At 36.3% G+C, this 18,594-nt stretch carries 16 protein-coding genes, 3 tRNA genes, 1 pseudogene and 1 other annotated feature; of the genes and pseudogenes, 6 read left to right on the top strand and 14 right to left on the bottom strand.

What is annotated here, in order from left to right:
* Positions 1-388: 388 nt before the first annotated feature.
* Complete coding sequence (locus A3G9_RS0103150; protein ID WP_002821800.1) at positions 389-2,149, bottom strand: thiamine pyrophosphate-binding protein; 1,761 nt, start codon at positions 2,147-2,149, stop codon at positions 389-391.
* A 651-nt stretch (positions 2,150-2,800) separates the two neighbouring features.
* On the opposite strand from A3G9_RS0103150, the gene coaBC reads away from it, so the two are divergent.
* Positions 2,801-4,003 carry a bifunctional phosphopantothenoylcysteine decarboxylase/phosphopantothenate--cysteine ligase CoaBC gene (gene coaBC / locus A3G9_RS0103145; RefSeq protein ID WP_002821801.1) on the top strand — a complete coding sequence of 401 codons (1,203 nt, stop codon included), beginning with the start codon at positions 2,801-2,803 and terminating at the stop codon, positions 4,001-4,003.
* A gap of 11 nt (positions 4,004-4,014) precedes the next feature.
* Here the strand turns inward: coaBC and fba are convergent, their stop codons facing one another.
* The 4 genes from fba to A3G9_RS0103115 all read right to left on the bottom strand — a co-directional run bounded on the left by fba (position 4,015) and on the right by A3G9_RS0103115 (position 6,980).
* Positions 4,015-4,896, bottom strand: coding sequence for a class II fructose-1,6-bisphosphate aldolase (gene fba, locus A3G9_RS0103140; RefSeq protein WP_002820528.1), 882 nt, complete (start codon positions 4,894-4,896; stop codon positions 4,015-4,017).
* Between the two features lie 13 nt (positions 4,897-4,909).
* Positions 4,910-5,518 (bottom strand): 5' nucleotidase, NT5C type, encoded by a 609-nt coding sequence (locus A3G9_RS0103135; protein ID WP_002821804.1) that lies wholly within the window; start codon positions 5,516-5,518, stop codon positions 4,910-4,912.
* A 441-nt stretch (positions 5,519-5,959) separates the two neighbouring features.
* Positions 5,960-6,547: a TMEM175 family protein gene (locus A3G9_RS0103120; protein ID WP_002821805.1), complete on the bottom strand. Its 588-nt coding sequence runs from the start codon at positions 6,545-6,547 to the stop codon at positions 5,960-5,962.
* Positions 6,548-6,599: 52 nt separating this feature from the next.
* Positions 6,600-6,980 carry an HIT family protein gene (locus A3G9_RS0103115; RefSeq protein ID WP_002821122.1) on the bottom strand — a complete coding sequence of 127 codons (381 nt, stop codon included), beginning with the start codon at positions 6,978-6,980 and terminating at the stop codon, positions 6,600-6,602.
* Between the two features lie 106 nt (positions 6,981-7,086).
* Between A3G9_RS0103115 and A3G9_RS0103110 the strand changes: the two genes are divergently transcribed.
* The 3 genes from A3G9_RS0103110 (at position 7,087) to A3G9_RS0103100 (ending at position 8,466) form a co-directional block, all read left to right on the top strand.
* Complete coding sequence (locus A3G9_RS0103110) at positions 7,087-7,533, top strand: ASCH domain-containing protein (protein ID WP_002821806.1); 447 nt, start codon at positions 7,087-7,089, stop codon at positions 7,531-7,533.
* A gap of 170 nt (positions 7,534-7,703) precedes the next feature.
* Complete coding sequence (locus A3G9_RS0103105; RefSeq protein ID WP_018025227.1) at positions 7,704-7,919, top strand: hypothetical protein; 216 nt, start codon at positions 7,704-7,706, stop codon at positions 7,917-7,919.
* Between the two features lie 208 nt (positions 7,920-8,127).
* Entirely contained in the window at positions 8,128-8,466 is a 339-nt protein-coding gene (locus tag A3G9_RS0103100; RefSeq protein WP_002820533.1) for a GNAT family N-acetyltransferase, read from the top strand.
* A 49-nt stretch (positions 8,467-8,515) separates the two neighbouring features.
* On the opposite strand, the gene A3G9_RS0103095 is transcribed toward A3G9_RS0103100, so the two are convergent.
* The gene (locus A3G9_RS0103095; RefSeq protein ID WP_002820535.1) at positions 8,516-9,289 is read right to left on the bottom strand and encodes an ArsR/SmtB family transcription factor; all 774 of its coding nucleotides are present in this window, start codon (positions 9,287-9,289) and stop codon (positions 8,516-8,518) included.
* Here A3G9_RS0103095 and A3G9_RS0103090 point away from each other — a divergent pair.
* Together A3G9_RS0103090 and A3G9_RS1000000109805 are read left to right on the top strand one after the other, a co-directional pair.
* Positions 9,281-9,877, top strand: a complete 597-nt coding sequence (locus A3G9_RS0103090; protein WP_002820536.1) for a flavin reductase family protein — start codon at positions 9,281-9,283, stop codon at positions 9,875-9,877. The two genes, A3G9_RS0103095 and A3G9_RS0103090, sit on opposite strands and share 9 nt — an antisense overlap.
* 1,336 nt (positions 9,878-11,213) lie before the next feature.
* A pseudogene (locus A3G9_RS1000000109805) lies at positions 11,214-11,581 on the top strand (TIGR02328 family protein).
* 843 nt (positions 11,582-12,424) lie between these two features.
* Here A3G9_RS1000000109805 and A3G9_RS0103080 read toward each other — a convergent pair.
* The 8 genes from A3G9_RS0103080 to A3G9_RS1000000109800 form a co-directional block, all read right to left on the bottom strand.
* A tRNA-Leu gene (locus A3G9_RS0103080) sits at positions 12,425-12,508 on the bottom strand.
* A gap of 38 nt (positions 12,509-12,546) precedes the next feature.
* Positions 12,547-12,620, bottom strand: a tRNA-His gene (locus tag A3G9_RS0103075).
* Positions 12,621-12,622: 2 nt separating this feature from the next.
* A tRNA-Trp gene (locus A3G9_RS0103070) sits at positions 12,623-12,696 on the bottom strand.
* A gap of 83 nt (positions 12,697-12,779) precedes the next feature.
* Positions 12,780-13,751: an ROK family glucokinase gene (locus tag A3G9_RS0103065; RefSeq protein ID WP_002816377.1), complete on the bottom strand. Its 972-nt coding sequence runs from the start codon at positions 13,749-13,751 to the stop codon at positions 12,780-12,782.
* Between the two features lie 69 nt (positions 13,752-13,820).
* The gene (locus tag A3G9_RS0103060; RefSeq protein ID WP_002820539.1) at positions 13,821-14,546 is read right to left on the bottom strand and encodes a rhomboid family intramembrane serine protease; all 726 of its coding nucleotides are present in this window, start codon (positions 14,544-14,546) and stop codon (positions 13,821-13,823) included.
* Positions 14,547-14,565: 19 nt separating this feature from the next.
* Positions 14,566-16,989, bottom strand: coding sequence for a phenylalanine--tRNA ligase subunit beta (pheT, locus tag A3G9_RS0103055; protein ID WP_002820540.1), 2,424 nt, complete (start codon positions 16,987-16,989; stop codon positions 14,566-14,568).
* Positions 16,989-18,032, bottom strand: a complete 1,044-nt coding sequence (gene pheS / locus A3G9_RS0103050; RefSeq protein ID WP_002820541.1) for a phenylalanine--tRNA ligase subunit alpha — start codon at positions 18,030-18,032, stop codon at positions 16,989-16,991. The genes pheT and pheS overlap by 1 nt, the downstream gene beginning before the upstream one ends.
* A gap of 41 nt (positions 18,033-18,073) precedes the next feature.
* Positions 18,074-18,276, bottom strand: a binding site (T-box leader).
* Positions 18,272-18,580 carry a winged helix-turn-helix transcriptional regulator gene (locus tag A3G9_RS1000000109800; protein ID WP_002816374.1) on the bottom strand — a complete coding sequence of 103 codons (309 nt, stop codon included), beginning with the start codon at positions 18,578-18,580 and terminating at the stop codon, positions 18,272-18,274. (Overlaps the previous feature by 5 nt.)
* Positions 18,581-18,594: the final 14 nt, after the last annotated feature.

Below are 18,594 nucleotides of genomic sequence, written 5' to 3'. Positions count from 1 at the left end.
AATGTTTGCTCCTTTTTATAAATTATTTTGGACCCTAAATAAATTTTGATAACTATAGAAGGCAATAAAAAAGCGATCGAATAATACTCATTCGGTCACTCCCGGTGATCAATCGATAAATATCTTAGAACCGTCTAATACTGGATCGGGACAAATCACAGTAAATCAAGAAAGACAAAGTTCCAACAATTATAGACGAAGAAATACAAAATGCAATTCAAGAGTCTCCCCTATTTTACACTTTGATAATAGATTTCTTCAAGCATCGACAAATTAATTATTTTTTGAAAATTAATTTAAGTGAAGTTCTCTATTTACAAAAATCTGTAACTAAATAAAAAGAACCATAATTTAAATACGATTCTTTTCACAAAAATTTTATTTTTGATTACAAATTATCACCTTGAGCTCGAAGTAATGCGCCCAATGATGGTTGTTTCTCTAAATCGAAATGATATTTCTCTGCATATTGATCAACAGCATCCTGTCCATACAGTTTTGGATCAAGTGGCATATAATCCGTTGGGAATGGATCGTCTTTTTTGATCACCGCGTTAACAACAATCGGTTTTTTATTACCACTTTCCTGCAATTTCTTAATTTTGGTGAAAACCTGATCGATATCAGCAATCGTTTTAACCGTAAAACTAATCGCGCCAAGCCCTTCACTAACTTTAGCCCAATCAGCTCCAGTTAAATCAACGCCATAAAAATGTTGTTTTGTCTGAACTTGTTCATGATATATAAAACCAAAGCGATCATTTGAAAAAACAATGTTAATAACAGGGAGGCCATAACGAACTTCTGTAATAAGGTCTTGAACAACCATCGAAAATCCGCCATCACCGGAAAGCGACCAAGCTTGGCCATCTGGAACACTTAAAGCACCGGCAAGGCCGCCTGGCAAACCAAAACCCATTGTGGCGAATAAGCCCGAAATGGCAAAACGCTGATTATGATTCATTGGTAATCCACGTGCTCCCCATTCAGAGACGTTGCCGGTGTCAACCGCATAAGTATCGTTTGGGCCAACCATGGAAGCGATTTTCGCAGTAACCGATTCTGGATTTAATCCGTCGCTTTCATCTTTAGCTAATTCAGCAAGCCAATTATCCCAATTACGTTTGTTCTCTTGGTTTGCTTTTAGCCAATTACCAGCTGGCAGTGTTTGCCCAGTGTTGATTAAAGCCTGAAGATAACTTTTAGCATCGGAAATAACCGCATAATCAACATCGACAGTTTTTCCAATATCGAACGGATTGTTATTAACTTCGATAACTTTAATATTCTTTGGCCAAAAACCTGCAAATGGAAATTCAGAAGCAAGAAACAGAATTAAATCAGTATGTTGAAGTGCCTCAAACCCAGACTTACTGCCAAGACGACCAAAAGTTCCAATAAAATTAGGATCGTCCGTACTAATCACTCCAGTTGCCGGGACCGTATTCATAACAGGAATATTAAACTGCTCGGAAAACTTGGTTAAAACATCTCGAGCTCCCAATAATCCACGGCCGGCATATATCAAAGGATGTTTAGCGGCTTTCAGCATTGCCAAAGTATCGGAAACGGCCTTTGAATCGACCTTCTGGGAAAAATTATTTGCAACGACCTTTGGTGTTTTTGTCTCTTTATAATCAATTTCTTTCGCGGCCAAATTTTCCGGTAAAACAACCGTGGCAACCCCCTTCTGCCGATAAGCTTCACGAATTGCTTGATTGATGACATAAGGAATTTGTTCAGCGGTTGTAACAGTGCGATTATAGACAGATACATCGCTAAAAAGCGGTACTTCGTCCATTTCTTGGAAGTAATTGGTATTCATCGTTTCCTGAGGTACCTGGCCGATTATTGCCAGCAATGGAACATGATCCATTTTAGCATCGTATAAACCGTTAAATAAATGGGTCGCACCGGGACCAGCCGATCCAAAAGCGACACCGATTTTACCAGTAAATTTTGCATCCGCCGAAGCGGCTAAAGCACCAACTTCTTCATGACGAACTTGAATATATTTAACTTTGTCCTGCTCTAAATAAAGACCTTCAACCGTATGATTGATCGAACCGCCGGGGATTCCATATACATGGTCAACGCCCCAATCCTCTAAAGCCTTGACTAAAGCCCGTCCAGCTATCATTTTTGTCATTTTGCGAGACCTCCTCAATGTCTGTCTGTACTGATCAAGTAAAGTATCGGTTAGAAGGAAGATACTTCACTATAAAACCAACAATAGTCCTAAAAAACTCGAAAACATATTTAACGGATAAACTGAAAATTAAAATTTTTAATTAAGCCGGTCGAGTTTTCCAGAAAATTGAAAAACGTGTTCTAAATACTTGCAAAAGTTCGTAAACAATTTGTTTCTTTGATTGATAATTCCGTAAATTGAATCGTAGTTAAAAATTTCAATATCAGGTCAGGCTTAGGCTTCCTCAATAATTGCTCATACAAATAATTCAATCTACTTGATCTAATCTTGGTTGTAACAATCAAACAAAATTACTTTTATTTAGTACTTACATTTATTTCACAAAGACAAATTATAATCTAACTGTAAGCGATGTCAATAGTTGTCCAATTAAAGGCTCGCAAAAACTACAGGTTTGTGAATAAAATATTATTTTTTATGTCCCCATTTAAGTACCGGTTTGTAAACATTAGTCAACATTCTTTAATCAAACAGGTGGTGCAGTTGATGGCAACAAAAATTAACAAGGTTTAAAATTAGTAATTATTAAAGAAATTTAAAAATTGAAGTTTAGATAATTAAACTTGGATGATAAAGGGTAAAAAAATAATGATTTTTTTTAGAAATAAACATATTTTAGTCGTCGTTACCGGCGGCATAGCCGCCTATAAGTCGGCAATTTTAGTTCGTTCCTTAATTAAAAAGGGAGGCAATGTCCGAGTTGCAATGACTAAATCGGCTGAGAATTTTGTTACCCCACTTACTTTTTCGACCTTAACCAAGCACACTGTACTGACTGATATCTTTAAAGCAAACGACGGTAGCGTTGATCATGTTGCCTGGGCCCGTTGGGCTGATTTTATTTTCGTAGTTCCAGCAACCGCAAATTTTGTTGCTAAAATGGCTCATGGGATCGCAGATGACACTGCATCGACACTTTTATTGGCCAGTCCAGCAGAAAAAGTCATTGCTCCGTCAATGAATGATCAAATGTGGAATAATCCGGCGACGGTCCGCAACATAAAGCAGTTAGATACAGACGGAATTTTAATAATCGAACCAACTACCGGTTTTTTGGCTGAAGGTTATGACGGCAAAGGTCGTCTTCCGGAAAGCAATGATATTTTAGAACAAGCCCAAATTCGACTACTGGCCAAAAACGGAAAACTTAAAAATAAAAATGTCTTAATAACTGCCGGAGGAACAAAAGAAGCACTTGATCCTTTACGTTATATAACTAATCGTTCGTCAGGCAAAATGGGTTACGCGCTGGCCCAGGCGGCTGTCGAAGCTGGAGCTGTCGTAACCTTGATTTCGACAGTAGAACGTCGATTGCCCTTTGGCAGTAAATTAATAAAAGTGACCGATGCTCGGGAAATGCTGGACACCGTGTTGGAACATTTTGATAAGACAGATATCTTCATTTCAGCAGCAGCAGTTTCTGATTTTCGTCCAGCCAAACAATCAAATCAAAAAATAAAAAAAACCGGTAACCAAGGATTAAAAGTAGAGCTTGTTCAAAATCCAGATATTCTAGCAACTGTCGGAGCAAAAAAAACCGGACAATTCGTTGTTGGTTTTGCCGCTGAAACAGAAAATATAGTCGAGTATGCCAAAAACAAATTGGTTAAAAAGCATGCCGATATGATCGTTGCAAACGAGGTTGGACACCCTGATAGTGGATTTAATGTCGACAATAATCGTGTGATTATTTTCCGTCCAAAACAAGCGCAGAAGGAATTCCCTTTACAAAGTAAAATCGATACTGCCCGTTCAATCATAGAAGAAATTATCAAAAGCGTATTTGAATAAATTTGTATTTTTCAAAGTCTTTGGTCACTGCCAAAGACTTTTATTCTTCCTATAACTGTTTCTTCGATTGCTTCCACACCAGAAGCAAGAAACTTTCTTGGATCGTAATTTTTTCCTTCCAAATCTTTATTGGCAACTACGAAATCTCTGACAGACTGATGAAAAGCCAATTGAGCTTCGGTATTGATATTAATCTTTGAAATTCCATACTTAATCGCCATTTTAACCTGATCATCGGGAATGCCGGAGGCTCCATGCAAAACCAAAGGAAAATCCTTGCCAGTCACTCGGTTAACTGCTTGGGCGAGTTTTTTTAAATGTTCTAATTTAAGTCCTTGCCAGTTATCTGGATAACGCCCATGAATGTTTCCAATCCCGGCCGCCAGATAATCGATTCCCGTTCTCGCCATTGCAACTGCCTGATCAATCGAAGCGATTTCGCCATTTCCAATTATTCCATCTTCTTCGCCGCCAATAGAACCAACTTCAGCTTCAAGTGGAATCATTCGGTCGTGGGCGAAATTAACCAATTCTTTTGTTTTTGATAAATTGTCCTCAAAAGCGAGCTCCGAACCATCGAACATGGCGGAAGTGAAACCGGATTCTATCGCGTCTTTAACCGCTTGATAGTTTCCATGATCAAGATGGATAGCGACAGGAACAGAAATATTAAGAGATTTATCCAAATCAGTTATCATATCCTTGGCCATTTTGTAACCACCGATATACTTTGCAGCGCCCATTGAAACGGCGATTAAAATTGGGGAATGTTCTTTTTGGGCGGCTCGTAGAATTGCTTGCGTCCATTCCAGGTTGTTCGTATTAAAAGCGCCGATTGCATAGCCTTGCGTACGAGCGTTTTCAATGATTCTTTTACCGTTTACTATTGTCATAAAGACTCCTTATTTACTTATTTTTCTCCCAATCCCGTAAATTATTATCTTTGAAAGATCCATGCAGACGGTATTTGCCATCAAAGCCATCGTTAGCCAATAAGAGAGCTTCCCTTTCGTTTACCTGGGCCTCCAAAAAAATTTGACTGGCTTGAATCATAAGACCAATTAATTCTTTTTCCCAAGTGAGTCGTGGATCGAAAGCATATTGAAGCCAAAAAGATCCAAAATTAGAATCATCCCAAGCACTTGCTCCGTGATAAGGACGATCGTCGATTAAAATTCTGCCAGAACAGCGCACAAAAGACTTGTCATGAGTCAAAATAACTTTTTTATAAAAAATATCGTCAAAGCCTTTCCCAAAGTAATCAAAAATCCACAATAATTTGTCCTGCCATGCACTTGAATTTTCCCAAGGCGCTGTCGACAAAATATAAGTATCGTAATGTTCAGATAACTTTTTCACGGCCCCTATAGCGCCGGTAATTGGTGAAAGTCGCCGATATATACCAGGTATTTGATCCGGTTTTTTAACTTGATAAGAAATTGGATTCAAACGATCAAATACTGTCAAAGTATCTACAAGGACGTTGTCCATATCAAAGAATAGTTTAGGTTGCATGAGGTCTCCTAAGATTTTTAAAAGAAAAAAAATAAAGGACAATCATATGCCCCTTGATAATCTAAACCTTCAAAATAGTAAGCTTAATAAAAAAATGAACAATGGGCAAGTGGAATAGACCAGTGACGAACAAGCGAGTAAATCTATTTGAATGAATTGATAGAATTAAGTTTAAAAACAAAAATTCAGTTAAACAAAACGAAAAATTAATATAGGTTTTAAAAACAATTGCTAAGGTTAGCAAGTTGATAATTTCAACGATCTCATTTCTCTTAAGGAGGAAAAAGCAATGGATAACAACAAAGAAAAAACCGCTTCAGCCAAAATACTTGAGAAAGTAAAAAACAGATTATGCAAAGAAGCAAAAAACAACAAAAATAAAAAACACAAAAAAATTGACTAAAATTATTTAAACCAAACTAGTTTTAAATCAAAAAAAATTTAACTAAATAATCTATCACTATCTTCGTTTGTGAAAATCAACATAGATACCAATTCTACGACCGAAGTAATCAGAACAAATGGCGGAAAATAGAATATTAAAATAGCGATAACAAATCCCGAAAAATAAAAAATTGGATTTTTTGTAAATTGATAAATCGACATATGTTCGATTTTAGTCTTGATTTCCTTGTTTTCCCGAGCTGATTTTATTTCGTAGCTAAGCCATTGATAGGCAAATGTCCAAAATAGGAAAACAAAATAATAAAAGAAAGCCGGCGGAAGACGATCGATATATTTTCCCAACCAAGCTGTGCTGACAGGATAAAAACTCATAACAAACAACCAGATATTGTTAGCCCAAAATATCTTTTTAGATATAACCCTAGCCAAAGAAAACATGTAATGATGGTTGTACCAGGCAACCAAAATAAAGAAAAAACTGATCGTATAAGCGATGAATGCAGATAAATTATCTAACAAATCAGACCATTGATAGCCACCGGGTGCTTTAATTTCTAAAACCATAATCGTTAGGATTATCGCGACAATTGCGTCGGTAAAAGACTCAACTCTTCCTTTATTCATTGTTTTATTCCTTTCAGCCAATGAATTTTATACACTATTTAAAAGCGTCAATTTAAATTAATTCTTGACCCTTAACCAATATTTTTCTAATACCACCAGCCGGTTTTGGATCATCCCCAATGTAACGAGGAATTAAGTGAAAATGACAATGCCTAACGGTCTGACCGCCATATTTGCCAACATTAGTTCCAATATTGTAGCCATCTGCTTTAAAATTTTTGTCAGTCAATTCTTTTCCCTTGAAAATAAGTTCTTTGATTGCCAATAATTCATCATCACTTAAATCAAAAAAATCTTCTTTATGATCTTTAGGGATTACTAAAAGATGCCCTTTATTAACCGGATGAATATCCCAAAAAGCGACTGCTAAATCATTTTCAAAAACAATCTTAATAGCATCCCTCTGACAGAAAATACAATGCTCTTTTTTCATAGTTCCTCCCTTTTTTGATTTGAACTTTATATATTAATCTATCATCTACCCTTTGGATGATATACTATCATCAAAATTTATTTTTTTAGAAATGGCAGTTATGTTGATGAATAATATAGAAGCGTATTGGAGCGCATTTAAAAATAAAAATAATATCACGACGGATAAATATTCCGCGTTCGCTTTCGGCTGGCCTGAAAGTATGCAAAACGAACTGGCAGAATTAGTCAAAAGTGGAATCAAGACCGCCACGACCTCTGCTTTTGAATTATATGAGCCAAACGAAGAAATACCTCTTATTGGCGAATATAATATAATTTTGGATGGCCGGGGCAATCCTGTGTGTATCACACAAACCAAAGTCGTTGAAACGGTGCCTTTCAACCTGATTTCTCAGGAACACGCCTTTCATGAAGGCGAAGGTGATCGCAGCTACGATTATTGGCGAAAAGTTCATGAAGATTTCTTTAATAAAGAATTCAAAGAAAATAAAAAAACTTTCAAATTAGACGCTCCCTGCATTTGCGAGGTGTTTGAACTTGTCTTTAAATAGACAACCCTTAAAAACTTTCAACCGCCTTTTGAGTTTCTCTTCGATTAGAAAAATAATTATGTTAAATATAAAAATTTTATGGTTCATTTTTAGTTTGGATAAGTCCAATAATTAATCAAACGTTTTATGAAAGAAAAAAATCTTTTACAATATGCAAAAAAATAGAAAAATTGAATCGGAATCCATTTAATTACTGTGAATATGTTAGTGATCAAGTGGAAGACGTTGTCAACGATCTAGCCGATTCCGACGTGACAATAATCGATGAAACTGACGTACTTCTAGTATTAGACCAATACAGCGATGGAAAAAGTTGGGTAGTTGAAGTATGGGGGACCCTATACAAACGATCAATTTCAATTCGAGCAATTGCTCCCATTGATTAAATCCCATATCAAACATTTTCCTGCCAAACTTGTTTTCTTTTATAACGGCAAGAATTTAAAACTAACGAATTGACTTAAAGAACAAGACGCTCTTTTTAGTCAACAAACAATTTGGCAGATGTGCCCTTTTCAAGCAATGAATTCTAACATACGAATTGAAATCCATACATTCTCTATTGAAAACAAAAAAAGAAGAGAATTATTGGCATTGCATCAACGAATGTTTAGCGGAAATAAAATAAACATCGTAAGAAAAAATCATCCATTATTTCTAGAATATTTAAATGAACAATTGTGTGCTTATGCTTCAGCACAATTAAGCCAAAAGGAAGGCCGATTATTATATCTTGGTGTGGATGAGAAATATCGTCAGCAAGGCATTGCAACTGCTTTAATGGCACAGGTGTGGAACTTTTTACATGATAGTTGCCAGGATAAAATTACACTGGTTCAATCTGACAAAGCCCAAGCAGCTGGAAAGTTATACAAAAAATTAGGATTTAAAACAATCAGACGACTTTTATCTGCCCAATTGATCGTTAATTGACTATTTATTTTCAAAAAAGTTTTTTAATTCAAATTAAAGAGAAAACTTATTAAGCGCGGATCTGTAAAAAATCTCCAAATTTTTCTTTCCCTTTGTATGTCAAAGCCAAGGCCCGCGTCCGATTAGGTCGATAAAGCCATTCTTTGTCTAACATCGCCCCCAAGATCTTTTTACCAACAATTCCTTTTAAATGAAGTTGTCGTTCACTCCAATCCATACAAGGCAAGATAAAATCCCACGACTTCTGTTCTTGAAAAGAAAATTTGATCTCTAAAGCATTATTTAGATTGCTTTGACCTTTATCCGTCAATTGGAAGGCTGATCCATCCTGTCTGATCCAATTCAAAGTCTTCATTGAACACAACAATTGAACTCCCAATTGCCCCGCCAAATGGTTATAACAACTTCTGCCTGTATGCAATAACTTTTCTTCTTCATTTAAATTGAAGTAAGTAATCTTTTTCTTCGGCGATAAAACTAATATCTTTTCAATCAAAGATGCTACTTCAGAATTGGCTAAACGATAGTAGTGCCATCTTCCTTGAAAATAGTCATCCAACCAAGAGATTTTCTCAAAATGGCCGAGATACAAAGACACTGTATTAGGCTTTAAATTCGTAGCCTTGGTAACTTCGTTTACGGTACGAAAACGTCCATCCATCAAAAAGACCAACATGCCCAATCTTTGAGGGTTACCTATGATTTCAGACACCATCGAATAATCAGCTGTTTGCATATCGTTTATATTGCCTCTAATGCATTCGATATATTTCTCTTTTATCCTAATAAAGAAATGCATTACAAGAGGAGAAAAATGTCTCATCAACAAATTAAATTAAATAGTCTTTATTATGGGTTCCCAGTGGCTTTGATCAGCAGTTGGAATCAAACTGAAAAGAGTACTAATATCACACCAATTTCATCTGTTTGGTCTTTAAATGACCAAGTTGTGATCGGTTTAGGGACCAACAGCCAAGCCTTTCAAAATCTGTTTGAAACTAGAGAAGCAATTTTAAATATTCCTGATAAAAGCCTGTGGCGGCAAATAGAAAAAATATCAAATACCACTGGAAAAGAAAAAGTTCCAAATTACAAAAAAGAAAAAGGATATTCTTATTGTCCTAACAAATTTCAATTAGGATCCTTCACAAAAGAAACTGCAAAATATGTCAGACCCGACAAAATCAAAGAATGTCCTATTCAAATAGAACTAAAAATCGAGAAAATCAATTCCAGAAAAGATTTTGCCATAATCGAGGCCAAAATTTTGGCTAGTTTCGTCGAACGAAAAATCTTAAAAACGAATCAAAAAATAGATAATCAAAAATGGCATCCACTACTTTATAAATTCAGAGAATATCGAAGTGACGACCTTTCCCTGGGCTTCAATTTTCGTTATCAAGAAGATTAATCGAAGATGTGATCAAATGCGCTTTGCTAGAAAGCTTAATCCCTTATCATCCATCTTTTCAATTGAATATATATATATATTGCAGGAGTCTACTCTAGCCAACCCTTATTAGGTAGAGAAATTTAAAATATTCGCTCGGTCCGAAATTAATTGTAATCAGCGATTTGTTCCACATTAGCAATTGGAGAATTAAAATAGCATGTGCTGCTAAGAAGTGAGTGATAAAGAAGATTATGCAATGTTCGATGGAGCATAAAAATTTTTAATTGAAAATAAAAAAACACCAATAAATGATGCCTTTTTTTGAATCAATTTTATTATCTTAAGATCAGTGCTGATCATCGTTTCCAAAGAAGAAAACGTCAGTACCGAAAAATCATACGCTTCCCCAATCCTTTAACATTTGGCTAGATTTATATTTAACTTGTTCACGTGAGTCAACTAACCCTCTAAGTATAACACTGGGGAAAAGGACACTTTTAGATCAAGTTTTTTTAATTTGACAAATAATAGTCTACTTTATGTCTCTTAACTAATCGACCTCACGAATATACGAGTTGTTTGAACTCTATTCATTTCAACAAATTCGCGAACCTGGAACATAATTAAAAATTTGATTTGGTTTTCAGATAGTTTTCGAAAAAAAGCACCAGCTTAACGCTAGTGCTTTTCAACTATTGGTAACCAGGATAATTTACTAATGGTTTAAAGTGAGTGATCAAATTATTTGATGTTTAAAAATCTAAAAAACTAAGTACTCAATAAAAGTTAACTAATAAAACGGGAATGTTTCATAAAACTTTATATACTGAAAACTTTGTTGCAGGCACCAGTGCTTCTGGTGCCCAAATAAATTATATATCCGAGTAGCATTAATACGCAATAGTTATTATTACTATTTGACTTTAAATAAAAAACGCCAGCCAAAACACGACTAGTGCAAGTGTTATGCCACAATCGAATAAATAAATTAAATTTATTAGTGTTCATAATGGCCAGAAAAAAATAGACTAGTATCAGTAGTTTATAAAAGTTGAACTAAAGATCCGCCAAATAAAAATAAAATCCTCTATTAAGAATTTCATAATCCCCAAGACAATTATCGCAACATGAAATGTCTACTTATTTTCATAAGATTACATAATTCCCTACTAGCCATAATAAAATAAGGAATTTTGGCTGCCATTTTAAATTGATTTGAGCAGTCAACTAAAATCAAAAATTGTAGTCCACTTTAATAAAAAGACTCAATTATCAAAATAAAATTCTTAATTGATTATTTAATCAAATCACAAAAATGCGCTTTATACTAGGCTATAAGCTAAGAAGGAAAAATATGCGTTTATGGCATCAAGAATTGATATCAAAATTGCCTCGTCAGCAATTATTAGGACAGCACCGTGAAATTGCCGCTTTACGCGGCAACGGGTGGGGGAAAAGCATGCTACAGTCAACTATGTTTTCGACCATTCTCCCTACAAATTGTTTCAATTTCATTATCTTGTTTTGAAAGAAATGGAGAAACGGGGATATCATCCTGATCAACGTTGGTACGATCCCTGTTATCGAGGCAAATATTGTCCGAACTATCAGAGACTGGATTCTGTCGAATTAACCAATCCAATCTATCCAGAACACAACCAAAAATACCTGACAGTTTGTTTACTTAACCTACAAAACAAAGGAATAATACTTGACATGTAAATGTCAAATTTTTTCAGTACTTGTGGCTTTGCAAGACTCAAATTAAGTCCAAGGGGTTACGTCGGATCAGATTAGGACAGGTTTCCGCATATAAACTACAATTTTTAGAAGTTTTGTGACATCGATCTAAAATATTTCATCAACAATTATTATTTAAGGAAGGTCCATAACAAATAAAATTATTTGATCTGCAGCACAAGAGATATTATTTCGTGATTTAGAAAGTGGATAAATATAGGATGAAAAGCAAAAAAATCAGTAAAATAACCGGTTTATCGGTTTTAAAATTAGGTGTTACTGAACTGGAATATTGTCAAAAGAAATAAAGTTGGAAATCGTTTTTTCAATCACTAAATATGCGGTTATTGCTCGTTATTAGCCAAATAAATAATCAAGACTGTAATTTCAATCAGACTAACGAAGTACTAACTTTCCATGTTTTATTAGCATAATTGCGCTACCAAAAGCATAGCTTAGTTAAAGAAAAAAGACTTAAATTAAAATTATAAAAGCCCATTCAAGCTATTAAACATTCAAAAAAATGAGATAGGAAAAACAACTTAACAATATTGAAAATCAGCATGGCTTTAGCAAGGTTTTCCTTAAATATCGATATAGCCACTTGGCATTTCCTAAAATCATAGATAATCTATCTTTCACAGCATCTTATTTTTGCATTCTACCTGTAATTTGTGCTTTTTTGTGCATCGTGTGCTAACTTACAAATTTACTGTAAGTTATCGTCAGGGCTTTTAGGAGATTTTAGCTAGCTGTAAAGCCCAATATAAAAGGCTTAAGCAAACAAAAAGCTCTATATCAACTTTCGTCAATATAGAGCCTAAATGCCGTCGGTGGGAGTCGAACCCACACGGTGTTGCCACCACTGGATTTTGAGTCCAGCGCGTCTGCCAATTCCGCCACAACGGCATTAAAAAAACGAGCAAGAATCACCTGAAACTTGCAAGGGCGGTACGTGGGACTCGAACCCGCGCGTGCCGGTACCACAAACCGGTGTGTTAACCAACTTCACCAGTACCGCCATGGCAGGGATAGAGGGAATCGAACCCCCATTAACGGTTTTGGAGACCGCTGTACTACCGTTATACTATATCCCTATAATCAGCCTGCCTAGCCAAGACGCAGCGAAGCCAACTGAATCATTTTAACAAAAAACAACACGAATTTGAAGCAAAAAAACTTATTTTTTTATAAATTCGCGTGCCAAGCTGGCTGCACCAATAACACCGGCGTCATTTCCCAAAACGGCCAGCTTCAATTTAGTAGAAGAACGCACTGGTGAAAACGCATACTTAGTCCAATGTTTCTGAACTTTATTCAGCAAAAAACTGCCAGCAGCAGAAACGCCACCGCCTATAACCACATATGCCGGGTTCAGGATATTCGATAACGAAGCCGTAGCATAGCCAAGATAGTAGGCCATTTTATCAACAATCTCAGTCGCCAAAAAGTCACCATTCTTTGCTAAATCAAAAACAGTTTTCGAAGTTACATCTTCTCCATTATCAAGCATTTGTTTGAGTTGGGAATTTCCTTCATACTCGTCGGCAAAATCATGAGCTAAATGAACGACTCCGGGTGCGGAACAATATTGTTCCAAACAGCCGCGATTACCACAAGTGCAAAGATAACCGTTTGGCTCAACAACAACATGCCCAAATTCTCCTCCAGCTCCAAAAACTCCGCGAACCATGTGGCCGTTAGCGATGATACCACCGCCAACACCGGTTCCAAGAGTAACAAAGGCAACGTTTGGATTATTTTCGCCGGCACCTTTCCATTGTTCGCCGATTGCCGCTGAATTAGCATCATTATCAATCGTAAAATCTAAGCCGGTTCCCTTTTGAACCGCTTCGCGAACATGCTGAATATTTTTCCAATTTAAATTGTAAGCAGCTTCAACGGTTCCGTTTTGGCGGTCAACGGTACCAGGCGTTCCCATTCCAATCCCAACAATTCTTTCTCGATCAAGTTTTAAAAGACCAAGTCTTTTATTAATAGAATTAACAATATCAGGAACAATATGAGAACCATCATCGAGAATATTAGTTGGTACAGCCCATTTCTCTTGGATTTCACCTTCAATTGTTAGAATTGCAAATTTAATTGTCGTTCCGCCAAGATCGACACCAATTAATTTATCTTTAGTCATTTCTACCTCATTAACAGATTAAAAGTTTTTTTAAATAAAAACAAGCGCTTCCAAGGACAGAAGGTATTTTTATTGAATTTTAAGCAATAAAAATCCAAATGGCAGCAAAAAAATACAAAATACGATAACTCGAATTATCGTTTTAACCTTTCCGTATTGAGCACTAGGGAAATTACAAACCAGCGATGTCAGAATTCCGGAAATTAATCCACCTATATGAGCCCAAATATCAACACTTTGATCGCCAATGTTACTAATTAGATTGAAGAGCGCCAGAGCTGCGAAAACAACCAATTGACGCTTAAAAATCGGATTATTTCGATTAAACCAGGCAATTGATATCATTGCTCCAAAAAGACCAAAAAGAGCTCCTGAGGCTCCTACAGAAACTATATTTGGATTCGGATCAAAGATTAAAGTTAATAAATTTCCCCAAAGTCCAGATAATAGATAAATAAGTAAATATTTAGTCTTACCAAAAAGTTTTTCAACAAAAGGACCGAAAATAATTAAAGTGAACATATTCGAAAAAATATGCATTAGAGAACTATGAAGAAAAATCGGTGTAAAAAGGCGATACCATTGACCTTTAAGAATTAAACTGCTGACTTGGCCACCCAAAAGAATCAATGATTGGATCGAGGGGCCGTTGATAAAACGGTTGATCAAAGAGAACAGTCCAAAAGAATGAAAAAGATAGGCATCGAAAAATACCTGAAAGAAATAAATAAAAACTGTAATCGAAAAAATCGATAAAGTAACCGGTGGAATAAATCTCAAAAAAGATTTTCTCATAATTATAAGCTTAGCAAAATTATCTAACCATAATCGATAGTTGTTTTGTTAGTTCCCCTTCTATTCTTTTGATTGATTGATTAACTTGAGCATCAGTTATAGTCGCTTGAGTGTTAACAAAATCAAGTCGATAAGAAATTGATTTTTTATCTTCACCAAGTTCTTTCCCTTGATAAAGATCAATGACCTGAAGTTTGCGAAGATAATTACCCGCATTCGCTTTGATTACTCGCTCTATTTCTGCCGATTCTATTTTTTTGTCAACCAACAAAGAGAGATCGCGTTCAGTTCCTGGAAACTTATCCAAGGGTGTATAATCCTGATTCATTTTATAAAGCTCATGGACTAAATCTGAATCGATTTGAAAAACGAAAACCGAATTCATCTTGTATTTCTTTGATATTTTTGGATTTATCTGCCCAACAAAACCAAGATAATGATCGCCTACATATACATCAGCTGTTCTCCCCGGATGCATTTCTTTGTGCTGGTCACTAGCTTGATAAGAAATTATCGATTTTAAAGCAAGGCTACTTAAAAAACTTTCCAAAATGCCCTTGATGTAATAGAAATCATATTTCTTTTGATTATGCTGCCAGTTGCTATTCGGAACGCCGGAAATTAATCCAGCAACTTGATGATCCTCTTTTGGCAATTGGACGCCATTTTGTTTGAAAAAAACCGTTCCACTTTCAAATAAACGAATATCGTCAGCTTCGCGTACCGCATTGTAAGAAGCTGCCTGCAACAAAGTCGATAGGATCGATTGGCGCATTACCGAATGTTCCTGACTCATTGGATGAGATAAAGAAACTTCATCGCCCTTTCCAAGAGTGAAGGTACCAGCGGCCTCAGTATCAGTCAGCGAATAAGAAATTGCCTGATTCAGGCCGAGACCAAGAAGCACATTTTTAATCGCTCGATCAAGTTTTTCGTCGACAGTCAGACCGGATTGTTTGTTAACTGTTTGTGGTAAACGGGCAGGAACTTTTTCATATCCATAAATTCGCACAAATTCCTCAATCAAATCGGCTTTAATAGTAATATCCGGTCGGCGTTTTGGGATCGAAACAACAAATTCTTCACCAGAAAGATCATACTCGAAGTTCAGACGTTGCCAGATATTTTCAACTTCGGCAAGCTTGACATCAGTTCCTAAATAATTATTAATATCTGAAAGAGAAATTTTAATTTTCTTATCGGATGATTGATCATCCAAGCCGGCAATTATCCCCTTGGCAATTTCCCCTCCAGCAACTTCTTGAAGCAAAGCAGCGGCAAAATTCAAGGCATTTTTGCAATTGCTGATATCAATTCCCCGTTCGAAACGTTGGCTGGCTTGCGAATGCAAATTAAAACGCCGAGCTGTTTTACGAACTAAAATTGGATTAAAAACAGCCGATTCCAAAACAACGTCTCTGGTTTTTTCAGTAACTTCCGACTTGGTGCCACCCATGACACCGGCCAACATTTGTGGTTCCTCATCATCATAGACAACGATATCCTCGCCATCCTTTAACTGATGAGTCTTCCCGTCCAAGGTCTTGAATTTTTCATCTTTTGATAAAGCAACCCTAATATTTTTGTGTTCCAGTTTATTTAAATCAAAAGCATGCATTGGTTGTCCAAATAAAAGCATGACATAATTAGTAACATCGACCAAGTTGTTTATCGGACGAAGACCTGAATTCCAAAGGCGGCGTTGAAGCCATAGGGGGCTTTCTTCAACTTTTACGTTGTTAATAATTCTAAGATAATAACGATCAGCTAATTTTGGATCGACATTAACCGAAATTTGCGATTTAGATAGTTTACTACTTTCTTGAAGGTCTAAACTGGGAAGTTTAAACTCTTTCTCTAAAAGTGCAGAAAATTCATATAAATTGCCTCTGATTGAAAGCATATCACCGCGATTAGCAGTTAATTCTGTATCAATCATCAAATCATCGATTCCGAGTGCCTTGACGGCATCATCACCAACTTTAACGTCATTGTCTTTAGGAAAGACATAAATTCCCGCTTCATGTTTTTTTGGTGCGATTGAATCGTCAAAACCGATTTCCTGTAACGAAACCAACATTCCCTGACTGATTTCTCCATCAAGAGTTGTCGCCTCAATTTTTTTGCCGTTTGGTAAAAGAGCCCCCGGCAAGGCCAGAACAACCAATTGATTTTTTTCGATGTTTGGTGCTCCGGTAACGATTTGGTAATCTTTTTTGCCGGCGTTTACAATCGCAATTTTTAAATGGCTCGAATTTTCAATTGTTCTGATTTCCAAAACTTTACCAACGACCAAATTACTCGATTGCGGAATCTGATAGCCATTTTCAGCAACTTCAGTCGAAGTTAAAGCCAATCGATCAGCTACTTTTTGAGCATCAACTTGATCATTAACCGGAAAGTCCGGCATATATTCTTTAATCCAATTAACAGAAACCTTCATTATTCACCCACCTGACAAAATTGTTTCAAAAAACGCAAATCATCCAGATAAAAATTACGAATGTCATCAATACCATATTTGATCATTGCAAAACGATCCGGACCCAAACCAAAAGCAAAACCGGAATACTCTTCAGGATCGATATTAGCCATTTTTAAGACATTTGGGTGAACCATTCCAGCACCAAGTACCTCAATCCACTCTATGTCTTGCGAAGCAGTATTTTTATCCACTGTATTCCAGCTTATATCCACTTCCAAGCTGGGTTCGGTAAAAGGAAAATAACTTTGACGAAAGCGCATCGCATGACCCTTGCCAAATAGTTCATCTGTCAAAGCCTGCAAAGTACCCTTTAGATCGGCTAAAGTAATCTTTTTGCCGACTACTAATCCTTCAATCTGATGAAATTGATGAGAATGGGTTGCATCATCATTATCTCGACGATAAACTTTTCCTGGACTAATCATCTTTAAAGGTCCGGTCGAGAAATCATGCTTATCCATCGCTCGAGCCTGCATAGCTGAAGTCTGTGTTCTCAAAAGCACATTCGGCGTAAGGTAAAAGGTATCTTGCATATCACGAGCAGGATGGTCCTTTGGCAAATTCATTCTTTCAAAATTATACTCATCTGTTTCAATCTCTCGGCCATACATTACCTGATATCCCTGGCTTAAAAAATGATCTTCAATTTGATCTTGGATTTGTTGCAAAACATGTTTCGTACCAATTTGAAAAGTTTCACCAGGCAAAGTTACATCGATTTTCTCAGAAGCAAGCTGAGCATCCAGCTTATTTTCCTCAAGAATATGTTTTTTTTGAGAAATCATTGTTTCCAATTGAGTCCGGATTTTATTAGCCATTTGACCAACGACCGGTTTTTCACGAGGGTCCAAATCTTTCAGTCCTTTAAGGATCTTCGTCAAATCGCCCTTCTTGCCAAGCAGGTGTACGCGAATGTTTTCAATCAGATCAACACTGCTCGACTTATCGATCTCAACGGAAACTTTCTTTTTTAATTCTTCTAATTCTTCCTTAATATCCATCTTTTTTCCTGACTAATAAAAAAAATCCCTCGTGCAAACGCACCAGGGACGAATTTATCGTGTTACCACCCAAATTTATAGAAAACAAAAAACTTTTCTAACTCTTAAAGCTTATAACGGAGCCATCCGCCAGCTATTAACTAGAATAATTGGAAGTGAAATTCAGCTTTTACTGTTATCGGCTTCCACCAATCCCGATTCGCTTGCAACATCACAGCCTACTAATCTTCCACAAATTTTTAAATATTTTCAGCAGCCCAACGAGAAATTTCCGACATCAACGGTCGCATTGAACTACCCTTCTCTGTTAAACGGTAGCCCAGTTTCCCATTATCGGGGCAACAGACACGTTTAATAATACCAGCGTCTTCCAACTCTTTCAACCTAACTGTCAGAACCCGATCACTGCAGGCATGCACGCTTCTCGATAATTCGGCAAAATGAAGAGAGCCTCGATCACTATCCAATAAGGACTGGATAATTAATCCATTCCACTTTCTTCCTAGAATTTCAAACGCCGACTCTGTGAACTCTAATCTCTCGGTCATACTTACATATTATT

This window comes from Oenococcus oeni DSM 20252 = AWRIB129 (genome assembly GCF_000372485.1).
GTDB classification, from domain to species: domain Bacteria; phylum Bacillota; class Bacilli; order Lactobacillales; family Lactobacillaceae; genus Oenococcus; species Oenococcus oeni.
This window is presented reverse-complemented; position numbering and strand designations above follow the sequence as displayed.